Genomic DNA, 13,774 nt, shown 5'->3' with positions numbered 1-13,774 from the left:
AATCGCAGCTCATGTCAGCCGCCAGGGACCCAATGTGCCTTTGTCCGGCATGACCGAATCGGGACGCGCCAAGGCCAGCAGCCGGTGCTGTTCATACGGGCCGGGCAGCGACCAGCCGCCGGTCCGCTCGGCACTGAAGCCGAAGCGGGCGCCATAATATTCGGGATCGCCCAGCAGCACGAGCGGCATCTTTTCGCCCACGCCCATCGCGCCGAACACCGCCGCCATCAAGGCACGGCCAATCCCCTGGTCCTGATGATCGGGTGCGACGCCGACCGGGCCGACCAGGATCATCGGATAGGCCAGGCCGTCGGGATCGGTCAGCGCAACCGGCCAGCACTGGATGGTGCCGACGAGATACCCTTCGCCATCGATGGCGGCGAAGCTGAGCGCGGGCAGCGCTTCCAGGCTATCGCGCACGCGATAGATCGTCCGCCCGCTGCGCTCGGCCCCGAACACCTGATCGAGCAGGTCATCGACCCAGGCGGGATCGACCTGATCGAGCGGAATTATGGTGAATTCTGTCATCGTTCCAGACGGGCTTGCATGAGGTCACAGAGCTAGCGCCCTTAGGCAGGCACAGGCCCCAAGTCGAGCATCATTTCCCGCAGTGGTGCTGGCTGGCTAATCGATTTGCCAAAACCGCCTTCCTTTCCTATGTGTGTCATACGGGCAACAGGGGACGATCATGACATCCATCGAAAAACCGCACGCATCGATCTGGCTGGCGCGCTTGTGCCTGTTGCTGGGGGCGGGATCGGTGGTCATGGCACTGGTCGGAGCGATCGGGGCCGGGCAGGACTGGTGGCCCAAGCTCGACGGGCTCAGCATCGTCATGGCGGCGGTCGTGCTCGCGCTGGTCGCGCTCGTCTTTTGCCTGATCGTGCTGCTGCTCTACCGCAAGAAGGGCGTCGCGATCCGCAACCTGACGCTGATCGGGCTGGTATGCGCGGTCGGATTTCTGGGGGTGATCGGCTACTGGGTCAACGTCGGCAGGAGCGTGCCCCAGATTCACGACATCACCACCAACCTCGAAAATCCGCCCGAATTTCAGGTGCTGAAGCTGCGGCCCGATGATTTTGCCGATATCCCGGGGCGGGGCGAGGCGAAATATGCGGGCATGGACGCCAGGGAGCGCTGGCAGCTGCTGCACCGCGAAGCCTATGGCGACCTGCGCACGGTGACGCTGCCGCTTCCGGTCGACAAGGCGGTGACGCTGGCCGAGGAGGTCGCGCGCAACCGCGGCTGGGAAATCGCCGTCGCGAACCCCGAGGAAGGGCGACTGGAGGCCGTGGACACCGTGTCGCTGTTCAAGTTCAAGGACGATGTGGTTGTTCGCGTTCAACCCGGTCCCGGCGGCCTGAGCAGCCAGGTCGATGTCCGTTCGGTCTCGCGCGTGGGACGCAGCGACCTTGGCGTCAACGCCAAGCGCATCCGGGATTTCCTCAAGGATCTGAAGGCCGCCGCGCCCAATTAACATCGATGTCGATGCGCCGGGCGCTATTGCGTGTCGGCAACCGCCTTGCTTGACGCCTGTTCCACCCGCGTCTTGTCCGCGAGCATCAAGGTCGAACTCGCCTTGGCCAGCACCTTGCCGGACGCGTCGAGCAACTGCCCCTCGAAAAAGCATGTGCTGCGTCCGCGGCGTTCCACCCAGGCCTTGGCCGTTACCAGACCGGGCCGGGCGGGGGCGAAAAAGCTGACCTTGAGCTCGAGTGACATCGGCACGACATCGGGCCCTGCCATCGCCATCGCGGCGTGCGCCATCGCGGCATCGATCCACCCGGTGACGAACCCGCCCTGCACCACGCCGCCTGAATGGCACATGTGAGGACCGGCCTGAAACTCCAGCGTCGCTTGCCCTTCTGGCTTGATATCGACGATCCGGACGAAGCCCAGTGTGGTGTTGAGGGTCTGTACGGGGGATGGGGCTGTGTGTGTCATGAGGCTCCGGCGTGGGGTTGTGTTAACCGCGCCAGCCAATCGCGAAAACCGCTGGGTGTCAAATGCCGATTGACCGGTGCTCCGGCATTTTCGGAACGTCAGCTGCATTGATCCGTAGTTGACCAAACAACAGGAGCTCTAGCATGACCCCCACCCGTCTTTTCCTCGCGGCCTCGGCGCTGCCGGCCGCGCTCGCGCTTTCCGCATGCGGTGGCGGCACGCCGGATTCGCAGCCCGCCGCGAACGACGCCACCACCGCCGCTGTCACCGAAACGCCGCAGGTGGCGATGGCCACGCTGTCAACGGCCGACGGGACCGACGCAGGAACGGTCACCGTCACTGGCCGTGGGCGCGACATCGTGGTGGCCGTGACCGCCGCCGGGATGACCCCGGGCGATCATGGCGTCCATATTCATGCGACCGGCAAATGCGAAGGTCCGAAATTCGAGACCGCCGGTAGCCACTGGAACCCGACGGGTGCCAAGCATGGCCTCAGCAACCCGCAAGGCCAGCATCATGGCGACATGCCCAATCTGACGATCGGGGGCGATGGCACCGGCCAGATGGAGTACACCATCGAAGGGACGTCGGTTTCGGAAATGCTCGATGCCGATGGCGCGGCTTTCGTCATCCATGCCGATGCTGACGATCAGATGACCGATCCATCGGGCGAGAGTGGTGACCGCGTCGCCTGCGGCGTTTTCGGCATCAGCTGACCTGCATTTGACCTGCGGTGATCATTGCCTGCGGGTGGTGTAATCGATGCGGATGCGCACCCATTCTCCCACCTTTGAAACCCCGCCGACGCGCGGCGGCCTGACCCGGAATTGCCAGGCCGCCGCGATGACGGCGCGACCAATTCCCGATCCTGTCGGCGTTTCGCCCAGCTGAACGCAATCTTCGACCCGAAAATCCGGGACCGTGCGGCAGGCGATCAAGGCCGAGCCGGGTCCACGCGCGGTCGACAGATAGCCCGACAATTCATCGTCATAAGGTTCGCGGTACCAGGCGGCAGCATAGAGCGGCTCGCCATTGGGGGCGGACCCGACGCGCTCGGTATCGCCTGGCACGCCTTTGTCCGCCGGGCCATAAACCCGGCCCGGGTTGGCCTTTGGTTTGGCGATCTGCGGTGAGGCGCTGGGCTGGGCAGGCTGCGCGGATGGCATCGGCACGATCGCGGGCGGCACGGGGGATGGCGATGGCTGGGCCGCGACGACGGGGCTGGGTATCTCGCTTGGTACCGCCTCTGCTTCCTGTGGCTGCGGCGACTGCGCGGCATCCTGGGACGGGGCAGGGACTTCCTCTTCGACCGGGTCCTCGGACGGCTGCTCGCTCACGCCGAACACCGTAAGCGTCTGCTCGTCCACCCGCGATCCGGGAGGCGAGATCGACAGCGAAAGCAGAGCAAGAATGATCAGGATTTCTGCCAGCAGGGCAAAGATCACGCCGCCGGTCCGCTCGCCCAGTTTCGATCGCATCCAGGCGCGTGCGCGGCCATGCCAGGCCATGCCGTCAACAGGGGTTTCGGTGCGGGGTATTTCCATCAGCGGGCTAGCTCTTGTACCTTTTCGGCCCCCCAGCCCCTGATATTCGTCTTATGGTGCCGCTTGTCGGAATCGAACCAACGACCTACCGCTTACAAGGCGGTTGCTCTACCAGCTGAGCTAAAGCGGCGCTAAAGGCGCGTTTGCGCCGCGTCCAATGCTCTATTTGACGCCAAAGGTCCAGCCTTCTGTGACGCGGATCGACTCATCGAGTGCCGGCGGGTTCCACAGGTCAATGTCATGGACAGCATTGCGCAGCCAGGCTGCGGTGATCAGCGCATCGGTGCTGTGGTCGTCATGCGCGATCAACGGGGCGGGCGGAAACGCGCCGAGCTGATCCAACGCGCTGTGCAACCCATCGGCATCGCGCACCTTGCTGCGCGCGCGACCAAGGCCCGCTGCGCGCGCGGCAATGCTGGTGTAAATCTCGACGATCACCGGGCCTGCCTGGGGCACCGGATCGAACGGCCAGATCGGGATGCGGCCCGCAAGCCTGTGCAGCAGCCGCATGCCGGTCAGGCTGGATTTGCCGACCTGCGCCGCGCCGACCAGATTGAAGCAACTCTGGCTGTTGGCCTGACCGGTCAGCCGCTGGTGCCGCTCGACTTCGCGCAATCGGCCGACGCCCGAGAGGCCGAAGCGGTCGCCGGTATCGCCCTTGCCGTGGCGGAAATAGCGCCGCGCCTCAACGTGACCGACGAAGCTGCTGGCGGCCATATGGGCATCGCCCTCGCAGATGCGGTCCACCATCGCCCACAGGGTGCGGGCATCGGCGGGGCTTTGATCCCATTCGGGGAAATAGCCGCCCGCATCGACGAAAGGGAATGTCGGCGACAGATCCAGTCCGATCAGCATGTCCGTGCCGGCCTGCGCGTGCGCGAGCATCCATTCGAGCGCCGCGCCGCGCGACCAGCCTCCCTGAGGGCGCAGCAGCACCGGCCGCGCGCCTTCTTCCGCGCCGATGGTCGCGAGCGCCAGCCCCTTGGGCCGCGCCACCGCCTGCCCCGACCAGTCGAAGCAGGCGTAATGTTCAAACCTGCGCATCGATCAGCGGATCAGCTTCAAGACCTCGGCGGTGAATTTGGCGATGTCGAACTGGTCGCCCGCGCTGTCATAGCCGCGCCGTACGATGACAAGATCGCGGCTCGGGATGATCACCAGATGCTGCCCGCGATTGCCCAGTGCCGCAAACGCATCGGCAGGGACACCCTCGCTCTTGTTCATCAGCCAGAAGCTCGCGCCATAGCCGAACTCGCCGCCCTCGGGCTGCGGGCCGCTGGGTTTGGTGACGTAATCGCGCCAACCTTCAGGGAGTACGCGTGAGCCGTTCCAGCTGCCGCCGTTCAGATACAGCAGCCCCATCCGCGCCATGTCGCGCGCGGTGGTCCATACCTGGCTGGAGAGGATGTAGTTGCCCTGCCAGTCGGTTTCGGCCCAGGTGCGGGTCATGCCCAGCGCGTCGAACATCTGGTGCGGGTGAAGGTCGGGCGCGGCATCGCGCGCGGCGAAGGTGGCGAGCAGGATGTCGTTGTTGGAATAGCGGAAACTGCTGCCTGGCTGGTGCAGCATCGGCCACAAGGTCGTCCACTGGCGCACGTCGCCTGCAGCCATGTACACCGCGTCGGTACGGTTGCCCGGGCTATCGCTGACCAATCCGCTGCCCATCCGGAGCAGATGATCGACGGTGATCGCGCGGCGCGGATCGCCCTCGACATTCCACTCGCGCACGGGCGCATCGGGGATGGCAAAGCCCTTCTGGCGGACGAAGCCCACGTACGTGCCCGCGATCGACTTGGCGACCGACCAGGTGCGCTGCGCGGTGTGCATGTCGTGGCCGGGCTTGTAACGCTCCTGCACGATCCGGCCCTTGTGGACGATCACCACGCCGCTGGTCCTGCCGCCGAACGCTTTCGCGTCGAACGCGCTTTCCACCAGCGTATCGAACGGCGTGATCATCATGATGCGTGAGTCGCTGGCGTTGGCATCGCCCAGCGGCCAGGCTTGCGCATCGGCGCTGCCCGGCTGCGCGCGTTCGAGCGATTCGGCGGGCAGGCGGCGGCCGTCACTGGTCCAGCCGATCGGCATCGAAGTGCAACCGGTGACCGGATTGTGCCGGGCGATGCGCGGCGGCATGTCCTCGGCAAACGCAACGCTCACCTGGTGCGCGGGCTCGTCGATGTCGGCGGTCAGAGTCGGCACGATCGCGGCGATGTGCGGATAGATGCCGGTGAGCTCGTCCGCCTCGATATCGGCCATCGTCTTGTTGCCGTTCCACAGCCCCGAGCAGACGAACTGCGCCTTGTACCCTGCGGCCTGCGCGCGATCCATCCGGGTGGGTTCGGCGGGTGTTATCAGCTGCGCGCTGAGCGGTGTGCTAATGAACCCTAGTGCCAGTGACAGGCCTGCCATAGCTTTCAAAACGTGGGCAGAACAGAAAAGCTTCGGCATGATCGGGACTCCAAATGGGGCAGGGCGTTATGGAATTTGAATGGGACGAAGCCAAGCGCTTGATCAATCTGGAAAAGCACAAGATCGATTTTATCGATGTGGGCGAGGTTTGGGCGAGGCCGCGACTCGATCACTACGTCATCGAATCCCGACATGACGAACGCCGTGTGACGGCCATTGGCACGATAAACCATGACGATCGCATCGTCGCTGTGGTATATACCATGCGCAACGGCGTAACCCGGATCATCTCGTTGAGGCGAGCAAGGCGATATGAGCGAAAAGATTACCAGAATGCGTTTGGGCGAGGCACCTAGAGAGTCGCTGACCGATTGGGCACGGCTGGACGCCATGACCGAAGACGATATCGAGCGCGCAATCGAGGACGATCCTGAGTGGGCGGCATTCAACGATGTTTCGGAACTTCAAAAGCGGGCAGGCTTTTCGCTGTTTCGCGGCCCTGACGACCAATGGCGCTGGCTTCTGAGCGACAAGTCGGGCGCGGTGATCGGCCAGAGCACAGTCGCCTATCGGTACAAGGGAGATGCCATCGGAGCGGTCAGGGACCTGTTCGAGAACATTTCCAAAGCCGCCTAGCCCTTCCCCTTCCGCAAATCCTCCCACACCCGCATCCGCTCGGCGATGCGCGCCTCGTACCCTCGTTCTACCGGCTGGTAGAACCGCTGCGGGTCCATTTCCTCGGGCCAATAGTTCGCGCCCGAAAAGCCCTCGGCCTGGTCGTGGTCATAGGCATAGCCCTTGCCATAGCCGATGTCCTTCATCAGCTTGGTCGGCGCGTTGAGGATGTTGGGCGGCGGCATCAGCGATCCGGTGGCACGCGCGCTTTTCCAGGCGGCTTTCTGCGCGGCATAGATCGCGTTCGATTTGGGTGCGGTGGCACAATAGAGGCACGCCTGCACGATCGCCAGCTCGCCCTCGGGTGAGCCGAGGAACGCATAGGCATCCTTGGCGGCGAGGCACTGCACCAGCGCCTGCGGATCGGCCATGCCGATGTCTTCGCTGGCAAAGCGGGTGATCCGGCGCAGCACGTACAGCGGCTCCTCGCCCGCCACCAGCATCCGCGCGAGATAATAGAGCGAAGCCTGCGGATCGGACCCGCGCATCGCCTTGTGGAGCGCGGAGATGAGGTTGTAGTGGCCCTCGCGGTCCTTGTCGTAGACCGGCATCCGGCGGTGGAGCAGCGCGGCCAGCCCTGCCGGATCGAGCGGCGTGTCGATCTTCACCGCCAGCAATGTCTCGACCTGGTTGAGCAGGAAGCGCCCGTCGCCATCGGCCGAAGCGATCAGCGCAGCACGGGCATCGTCGGTGAGCGGCAGCGAGCGTCCGGTCAGCGCTTCTGCCCGCGCGATCAGTTCGCCCAAGGCCGCCTCGTCGAGCCGCCGCAGGATCAGCACCTGGCTGCGACTGAGCAGAGCGGCGTTGAGCTCGAACGAGGGGTTTTCGGTCGTTGCGCCGACCAATACGACGGTGCCGCGCTCGACAAAGGGCAAAAACCCATCCTGCTGCGCGCGGTTGAAGCGGTGGATCTCGTCCACGAACAGCAGGGTACGTTGCCCTGCGCCCGCCATCTTCTCGGCCTCGGCAAAGGCTTTCTTGAGATCGGCGACGCCGGAGAACACCGCCGAGATCGCGACGAAGCGCATCCCCGTCGCCTCGCCGAGCAGCCGCGCCATGCTGGTCTTGCCGGTGCCGGGTGGCCCCCACAGGATCATCGACGAGAGCTTGCCCGCCGCCACCATGCGGCCGATCGCGCCTTCGGGCCCGGTCAGGTGATCCTGACCGATGATTTCGCCAAGGTTCGCCGGGCGCAGGCGGTCGGCCAGCGGCGCATCTGCGGCGGGCTGGTGGCTGCTGGTGGCGGGGGGCAGGGTTTCGAACAGGTCACTCATCGCTGGAACGCTAGCGGGTGCCACGGACAGGGGGAAGAGGATGAAAAATGCATCCGTCGCACAATAGCCCTTGTCAAACCGTATCTAAGATATATCTTAGAACAATCGAGACATGCAGGAGATAGATTCGATATGAGTATGCGTTTCAAAATGGGCGGTGGCCCGCGCGGTTCGGGCAACCCCTTTATCGCAATGAGCTTCGGGCGCGGCGGTGGCCGTGGCTGGGGCAATGACTGGGACTTCGGCAACTGGAGCTTCGACGGCGGCGGCCGGGGTGGTCGCGGCGGCGGAGGCGGCCGGGGAGGTCGCGGACGACGTCGGATGTTCGACAGCGGAGAGCTGCGCATCGTGCTGCTCGCGCTGATCGAAAAGGAGCCGCGGCATGGCTACGATCTGATCAAGGCCATCGAGGAGATGACCGGCGGCGACTATGCGCCGAGCCCGGGCGTTGTCTATCCGACGCTCAGCCTGCTCGAAGACACCGGCCTCATCGCCTCGGTCGAAACCGAAGGTTCGCGCAAGGCATTCCGCATCACCGATGCCGGGATCGCCGAACTTTCCGAGAAGCGCGACGAGGCCGATGCGCTGCTGGCGCGGTTGTCAGAAGCAGGCGAGGAGCGCGAACAGCGCGCGGGCGGTCCGCAGATCGGCCGTGCGGTCGGCAACCTGATGGCCGCGATGGCGCACCGTTTCGGCAGTGGTGAGACCGATGCCGAATTCAAGCACCGCGTCGCCGCCATCCTCGACGAAGCCGCGCAGAAGATCGAGCGGCTTTAGGCCTCTCCCTTCCGAAAGCCCTCCCCCTCGATGGGGGAGGGTTGGGTGGGGGTGATCTCTCCGGATTGTGCGATGGCTCTTGCAGCGCACGACCAATACCCAGCCGCGCCATCACCCTCACCGCTGCGACTAAGGCAGCAAGCTGCCAAGTCTCGCTGCCTCTCCCATCAAGCGAGAGGCCAGAAAGTGCTGCCTCTCCCATCAAGGGAGAGGCTAGGTAAAGTGCGGGAGGGGAGTGGGTTAAGCCAGCAGCGAGACGTTCCCGCCAGCTGCGGTCGTGTCGATGCAGACATGGCGCTCGTGGACGCAGCGGGCGGCGTAGTGCTCTTCGGTGAACAGCGGCAGGATCGCGCCTTCGCGCGCGGCCAGCGCGCGGCGGATCGCGCGCTGGTCGTCGGTGGTGCTCCATGCCGCGACCGCGTCGAAACCTTCCATATGCGCAAGGTCGGCGCGCTCGATGAACCCGTCGATTGCATGAACCCCCTTGGCCCCGGGGACCACGATCAGCGCCGCGCACCCTTCGGACCGCGCCGCCTGCGCCTGCTCCAGCGCCGCATCGACCGTCGGCCCCAGGCACAACACCCGGCCGCGCGCATAGGTCGACAATACATTGGATTCGCCGGTCGGCCCTGGCATCGTCATCGTGTCGAGCGGGAGTTCTGTCACGCGCGGCAGCGCTCCAAGCGCAGTCTCGACCTCGGCGCGCGCGGCGATCCGGGTCAGCGGCGGCAAATCGAACTGTGGCCCGGGCGCTTCGGCAAAGCGCGGCAGATAGCGTGGCCCGCCTGCCTTGGGGCCGGTGCCCGACAGGCCCTCGCCGCCAAACGGCTGCGCGCCGACGACGGCGCCGATCTGGTTGCGGTTGACGTACATGTTGCCCGCATGGACCCGCGCGGTGACATCGTCGACACGGCCATCGATCCGGGTCTGCAAGCCGAAGGTCAGGCCATAGCCGCGCGCGTTGATGCGGTCGATCAGCGCGCCGATTTCGCCCGCCTCGAAAGTGGCGACATGCAGCACCGGGCCGAAGATTTCCTCGGCGAGATCGTCGATGCCGTCGACCGCGATCGCTGCAGGACCGACGAACCATCCATTAGCTGGCGGTTCGAGCTGCTTGAGCAGCCGACCGTCGCGCTTGGCCGCCTCGATATGCGCGGCGATCTTGTCGCGTGCTTGCGGGTCGATCACCGGCCCCACGTCGTTGGCCAACCACCACGGATCGCCCAGGGTCAGCGCATCCATCGCACCGAACAGCATCTCCTTGAGCGGTTCGGCGATGTCGCGCTGGACGTAGAGCATCCGCAGTGCCGAACAGCGCTGCCCTGCGGACTGGAACGCCGATGCGACGATGTCGCGCACCGCCTGTTCAGGCAGCGCGGTAGAATCGACGATCATCGCGTTGATCCCGCCGGTTTCGGCGATCAGCATCGCATCGGGCGGGCAGTGCTCGGCCATGTTGCGGTTGATCGTCTGTGCGGTGGCGGTCGATCCGGTAAAGCAGGTGCCGCCGATCGCGGCGTTTCCGGTCAGCGCGGTGCCGATGACCTTGCCGGGTCCCGGCAGCAGCTGCAACGCATCGGCAGGCACGCCCGCCTGGTGCAGCAGCCGGGTGGCGAGGTGCGCGATCAGCGGGGTCTGGTCGGCAGGCTTGGCCAGCACGGCGTTGCCGCGCGCCAATGCGGCTGCAATCTGACCGATGAAGATCGCCAGCGGGAAGTTCCAGGGCGAGATGCAGGTGATGATGCCGCGCGGCGAGGCATCCGGGTCCGCCAGCGCTTCTGCCGCGTAATAGCGCAGGAAATCGACCGCCTCGCGCAGTTCGGCGATCGCATCGGGCGGGGATTTGCCCGCCTCGCGCGCCAGCAGCGCGAAAATCTCGCCATGGTGCTGCTCGAGCAGATCGGCGGCGCGGCCCAGAGCAGCGCAGCGTTCGGCAACCGGTGCGGCCCAAATCTTTGCTGCGGCGATCGCGGCATTGGCCTGCGCTTCGCTCGCATCGATCACCGATCCGATCTGGCGATCCGGCTGCGCAGGGCTGTAGACTGCGCGCGGCTCGCAGGTGGCGGCGGTCGCGGGATCATGGCCGGCAAGGATCGGCGCTGACTGCCACTGGCTATCTGCAAACTTGCCGCGCGATTCGAGAAATTCGTTGAGGTCGGCGCGGTTGGCCAGGTCCCAGCCGCGCGAGTTGATCCGCGACGGCGCGAAGATTGCAGCCGGACGGACGATCTTGCGGTCGGCTTCGACGCGCCCGGCTTCGAGCTGCTCGAACGGGTCCGCCGCGATCGCCTCGGCGGGAACCGCGTGGTTCGCAAGCTGGTTGACGAACGACGAGTTTGCTCCGTTCTCGAGCAGGCGGCGCACCAGATAGGCGAGCAGTTCGCGGTGCTTGCCGACAGGCGCATAGATCCGCGAGCGCACCTTCTCGTTGCGCAGCAGCGCATTGTGCAGCGGTTCGCCCATGCCGTGCAGCCGCTGGAACTCGAAGTCGTCGCGATTGCCCGCCATCTCGAGAATCGCCGCGACGCTGTGCGCATTGTGGGTAGCGAACTGCGGGTAGATCCGGTCGGTCAGCTTGAGCAACTGCGCGGCGCAGCAGATATACGAGATGTCGGTTGCAGCCTTGCTGGTGAAGACCGGAAAATCGGGCACGCCATCAACCTGCGCACGCTTGATCTCGGTGTCCCAGTACGCGCCCTTGACCAGCCGCACCATGATCTTGCGGTCGAGCGACTGGGCGAGGCCATAAAGCCAGTCGATCACGAAGCTGGCGCGCTTGCCGAACGCCTGCACCACGACGCCAAGGCCGTCCCAACCGGCGAGCGAGGGATCGTTCAGCACCAGCTGGATGATGTCGAGCGACATGCCCAGCCGATAGGCCTCCTCGGCATCGATATTGAGCCCGATCCGGGCATCGCGCGCAGCGCGGGCCAGTTCGAGCACGCGGTCGGCCAATGCGGGGACGCATTCGTCGGCCTTGCTCATCTCGTAGCGGGGATAGAGTGCGGACAGCTTGATCGACAGGCCCGGATTGGTGCGCATGTCGTCGGTCTTGGCGGCAGCCGCGATCGCGCGGATCGCGTCCATGTAAGACGCGAAATAACGGTCGGCATCGGGGAAGGTCAGCGCTGCTTCACCCAGCATGTCGTAGCTGAAGGTCGCGCCGTCGTCGGCCCATTTGCGCGAGCGCTTGAGCGCCTCGCCCATGTCCTCGCCGAGCACGAACTGGTTGCCCAGCTCCTTCATCGCCCGGCGCACGGCGGCGCGGATCACCGGCTCGCCCAGCCGCTTGATCGCACCGCGCAACGCATCGAGCGGGCCTCTGCTCGACGGGCCTTCGAGCACCGACTGGGTCATCGACAGCGCAAAGGTGCTGGCGTTGACCAGTGTGTTTTCCGACTTGCCGAAATGTTCGCGCCAGTTTGCCGGGCTGATCTTGTCCTCGATCAGGTCATCGATCGTCTCGGCATCGGGCACGCGCAGCAACGCTTCGGCCAGCGTCATCAGCGCCAGCCCCTCGTCGCTCGAAAGCCCGTATTGGCCGAGGAAGCTTTCCATCAGCGTGGGTCCGGACGCCACGCGGACATCCTCTACCACGCGCACCGCGCGCGCGCGGATGCGGGCGCGAAGCTCGGGCGAGGGGGCGTAGTTCGCGATCAGATGATCGAGCACCGCACCTTCATCGGCCCGGTGGTGTGCGCGTACGGCATCGCGCAACGCAAGCAGTTCGGTCATGGCATAAGCCTTGTCTGGGGAGGACTGTTCTCGCCCGCCCATACAGCAATTTTCGGGGTTTTGAAGGGGTCGGTATGATGAACGCCGCTGTTCCCACGTTCTCCGGCGAAAGCCGGAGTCCAGAGCGGCTAAAGTGCCATCTCGCCCCTGGACTCCGGCTTTCGCCGGAGAACGGTGAGGGACATCAGATAACCCCGACGTCCTTGCCCGCAGCCTCGAAGATTCCCAATATCTCGGTGACCTGTTCGCTCGTATGTTCCGCGCACAGCGAGCAGCGCAGCAGGGTCATGCCGGCAGGGGTTGCAGGCGGGCGGGCAAGGTTGACGTAGAGCCCGCGGTCGAGCAGCGCTTCCCACATCTGGGCACCTTTCAGCATATCGGTCATGATCACCGCGATGATGCCGCTCTGCGCTTCGGGTGTGCCGAGCTGGAAGCCGAGGTCACGCAGGCCCTGGTGCAGCCGCTTGGAGTTCTCCCACAGATGCGCGCGCTTGTTGCCCGCGTGCATCAGCTTGCGGATGCTGGTCGCCGCCGTTGCGACGACCGACGGCGGCAGGCTCGCGGTGAACACATAGGGGCGGCAGACGAGCCGCAGCACCTCGAACTTGGGGTGGTTGGAGACGCAGAAGCCGCCGACCGTGCCGACAGACTTGCTGAAGGTGCCGATGATGAAATCGACATCGTCCATCACGCCTGCCGCCTCGGCGACGCCGCGCCCGTTCTCGCCGATAAAGCCCATCGAATGCGCCTCATCGACCAGCACCATAGCGCCGGCCGCCTTGGAGACAGCGACCATCTCCTTGAGCGGGGCGATATCGCCCATCATCGAATAGACGCCTTCGAGGATTACCAATTTGCCCGCCTCGGGCGGCAGTCGCTTGAGCCGCTTTTCGAGCGCCTCGACATCGTTGTGGCGGAAGGCGACGATCTGCGCATTGCCCAAAGCGCAGCCGTCATAGATCGAGGCATGGCTGTCGGTGTCGAGGATGATGTAATCGTCCTTGCCCGCCATGGTCGAGATGATGCCAAGGTTCGCCTGGTATCCGGTGGAAAAGACCATCGCGTGGTCCATTCCGTAGAACTCTTTCAGCGCCTCTTCGCAGTCACGGTGCCCGGCATAGGTGCCGTTGAGCACGCGGCTGCCGGTGGTGCCCGATCCGAAATTGTCGAGCGCTGTCTTGCCGGCCTCGAGCACGTCGGGATCGAAGGTCATGCCCATATAGTTGTAGGTGCCCAGCAGGATCGTTTCCTTGCCGTTGCACATCGCCACGGTGGGCGATTTAACCGATTCCATCACCAGCGCATAGGGATCGCGCACGCCGTGCGAGAGCAAAGCCTCGCGCTCGCCGATCAGGGCGTCGAACTTGGAAAACAGGTCGGTCATGGGGTCATTCTCTGATGGGGACGGCCGGAATA

The 13,774-nt window shown here is 65.0% G+C and carries 13 protein-coding genes and 1 tRNA gene; 5 read left to right on the top strand and 9 right to left on the bottom strand.

What is annotated here, in order from left to right:
• Positions 1-9: 9 nt before the first annotated feature.
• Complete coding sequence (locus ACK4R0_RS12220; RefSeq protein ID WP_409674243.1) at positions 10-528, bottom strand: GNAT family N-acetyltransferase; 519 nt, start codon at positions 526-528, stop codon at positions 10-12.
• Between the two features lie 160 nt (positions 529-688).
• Between ACK4R0_RS12220 and ACK4R0_RS12215 the strand changes: the two genes are divergently transcribed.
• Positions 689-1,477 (top strand): DUF1499 domain-containing protein, encoded by a 789-nt coding sequence (locus tag ACK4R0_RS12215; protein WP_409674241.1) that lies wholly within the window; start codon positions 689-691, stop codon positions 1,475-1,477.
• 23 nt (positions 1,478-1,500) lie between these two features.
• Here the strand turns inward: ACK4R0_RS12215 and ACK4R0_RS12210 are convergent, their stop codons facing one another.
• A complete protein-coding gene (locus ACK4R0_RS12210) occupies positions 1,501-1,944 on the bottom strand; it encodes a PaaI family thioesterase (protein WP_409674239.1) in 444 nt (147 codons plus the stop codon).
• 143 nt (positions 1,945-2,087) lie between these two features.
• Between ACK4R0_RS12210 and ACK4R0_RS12205 the strand changes: the two genes are divergently transcribed.
• Entirely contained in the window at positions 2,088-2,660 is a 573-nt protein-coding gene (locus ACK4R0_RS12205) for a superoxide dismutase family protein (RefSeq protein ID WP_409674237.1), read from the top strand.
• 21 nt (positions 2,661-2,681) lie between these two features.
• On the opposite strand, the gene ACK4R0_RS12200 is transcribed toward ACK4R0_RS12205, so the two are convergent.
• The 4 genes from ACK4R0_RS12200 to ACK4R0_RS12185 all read right to left on the bottom strand — a co-directional run bounded on the left by ACK4R0_RS12200 (position 2,682) and on the right by ACK4R0_RS12185 (position 5,816).
• A complete protein-coding gene (locus tag ACK4R0_RS12200; RefSeq protein WP_409674235.1) occupies positions 2,682-3,452 on the bottom strand; it encodes a hypothetical protein in 771 nt (256 codons plus the stop codon).
• Positions 3,453-3,542: 90 nt separating this feature from the next.
• Positions 3,543-3,618 (bottom strand) — tRNA-Thr (locus ACK4R0_RS12195).
• A 32-nt stretch (positions 3,619-3,650) separates the two neighbouring features.
• The gene (locus tag ACK4R0_RS12190) at positions 3,651-4,532 is read right to left on the bottom strand and encodes a hypothetical protein (protein ID WP_409674233.1); all 882 of its coding nucleotides are present in this window, start codon (positions 4,530-4,532) and stop codon (positions 3,651-3,653) included.
• Between the two features lie 3 nt (positions 4,533-4,535).
• Positions 4,536-5,816 (bottom strand): serine hydrolase domain-containing protein, encoded by a 1,281-nt coding sequence (locus ACK4R0_RS12185; protein ID WP_409674231.1) that lies wholly within the window; start codon positions 5,814-5,816, stop codon positions 4,536-4,538.
• Positions 5,817-5,965: 149 nt separating this feature from the next.
• On the opposite strand from ACK4R0_RS12185, the gene ACK4R0_RS12180 reads away from it, so the two are divergent.
• Together ACK4R0_RS12180 and ACK4R0_RS12175 are read left to right on the top strand one after the other, a co-directional pair.
• Complete coding sequence (locus ACK4R0_RS12180) at positions 5,966-6,253, top strand: BrnT family toxin (RefSeq protein ID WP_409674229.1); 288 nt, start codon at positions 5,966-5,968, stop codon at positions 6,251-6,253.
• A gap of 34 nt (positions 6,254-6,287) precedes the next feature.
• Positions 6,288-6,533, top strand: coding sequence for a hypothetical protein (locus ACK4R0_RS12175; RefSeq protein WP_409674227.1), 246 nt, complete (start codon positions 6,288-6,290; stop codon positions 6,531-6,533).
• Here the strand turns inward: ACK4R0_RS12175 and ACK4R0_RS12170 are convergent.
• Positions 6,530-7,846 (bottom strand): replication-associated recombination protein A, encoded by a 1,317-nt coding sequence (locus ACK4R0_RS12170; protein ID WP_409674225.1) that lies wholly within the window; start codon positions 7,844-7,846, stop codon positions 6,530-6,532. The two genes, ACK4R0_RS12175 and ACK4R0_RS12170, sit on opposite strands and share 4 nt — an antisense overlap.
• Before the next feature lie 138 nt (positions 7,847-7,984).
• Here ACK4R0_RS12170 and ACK4R0_RS12165 point away from each other — a divergent pair, with 138 nt between their 5' ends.
• A complete protein-coding gene (locus tag ACK4R0_RS12165; RefSeq protein WP_409674406.1) occupies positions 7,985-8,623 on the top strand; it encodes a PadR family transcriptional regulator in 639 nt (212 codons plus the stop codon).
• 240 nt (positions 8,624-8,863) lie between these two features.
• Here ACK4R0_RS12165 and putA read toward each other — a convergent pair whose 3' ends face one another.
• A complete protein-coding gene (putA, locus tag ACK4R0_RS12160) occupies positions 8,864-12,358 on the bottom strand; it encodes a bifunctional proline dehydrogenase/L-glutamate gamma-semialdehyde dehydrogenase PutA (RefSeq protein WP_409674223.1) in 3,495 nt (1,164 codons plus the stop codon).
• Between the two features lie 184 nt (positions 12,359-12,542).
• On the bottom strand, positions 12,543-13,742 hold the full coding sequence (gene spt, locus ACK4R0_RS12155; RefSeq protein ID WP_409674221.1) for a serine palmitoyltransferase: 1,200 nt from the start codon (positions 13,740-13,742) through the stop codon (positions 12,543-12,545).
• Positions 13,743-13,774 lie beyond the last annotated feature (32 nt).

This window comes from Blastomonas sp. (assembly GCF_046294995.1).
Taxonomy (GTDB): Bacteria; Pseudomonadota; Alphaproteobacteria; order Sphingomonadales; family Sphingomonadaceae; genus Blastomonas.
Note: the sequence above shows the minus strand (reverse complement) of the source record. Positions and strands in the feature narration are given on the sequence as shown.

Coding starts and splice junctions, on each gene's coding strand:
- spt (WP_409674221.1), bottom strand. CDS start 13,742: ATGACCGACCTGTTTTCCAAGTTCGACGCCCTGATCGGCGAGCGCGAG.
- ACK4R0_RS12200 (WP_409674235.1), bottom strand. CDS start 3,452: ATGGCCTGGCATGGCCGCGCACGCGCCTGGATGCGATCGAAACTGGGC.
- ACK4R0_RS12215 (WP_409674241.1), top strand. CDS start 689: ATGACATCCATCGAAAAACCGCACGCATCGATCTGGCTGGCGCGCTTG.
- ACK4R0_RS12170 (WP_409674225.1), bottom strand. CDS start 7,846: ATGAGTGACCTGTTCGAAACCCTGCCCCCCGCCACCAGCAGCCACCAG.
- putA (WP_409674223.1), bottom strand. CDS start 12,358: ATGACCGAACTGCTTGCGTTGCGCGATGCCGTACGCGCACACCACCGG.
- ACK4R0_RS12190 (WP_409674233.1), bottom strand. CDS start 4,532: ATGCGCAGGTTTGAACATTACGCCTGCTTCGACTGGTCGGGGCAGGCG.
- ACK4R0_RS12165 (WP_409674406.1), top strand. CDS start 7,985: ATGCGTTTCAAAATGGGCGGTGGCCCGCGCGGTTCGGGCAACCCCTTT.
- ACK4R0_RS12220 (WP_409674243.1), bottom strand. CDS start 528: ATGACAGAATTCACCATAATTCCGCTCGATCAGGTCGATCCCGCCTGG.
- ACK4R0_RS12185 (WP_409674231.1), bottom strand. CDS start 5,816: ATGGATCGCGCGCAGGCCGCAGGGTACAAGGCGCAGTTCGTCTGCTCG.
- ACK4R0_RS12175 (WP_409674227.1), top strand. CDS start 6,288: ATGACCGAAGACGATATCGAGCGCGCAATCGAGGACGATCCTGAGTGG.
- ACK4R0_RS12180 (WP_409674229.1), top strand. CDS start 5,966: ATGGAATTTGAATGGGACGAAGCCAAGCGCTTGATCAATCTGGAAAAG.
- ACK4R0_RS12205 (WP_409674237.1), top strand. CDS start 2,088: ATGACCCCCACCCGTCTTTTCCTCGCGGCCTCGGCGCTGCCGGCCGCG.
- ACK4R0_RS12210 (WP_409674239.1), bottom strand. CDS start 1,944: ATGACACACACAGCCCCATCCCCCGTACAGACCCTCAACACCACACTG.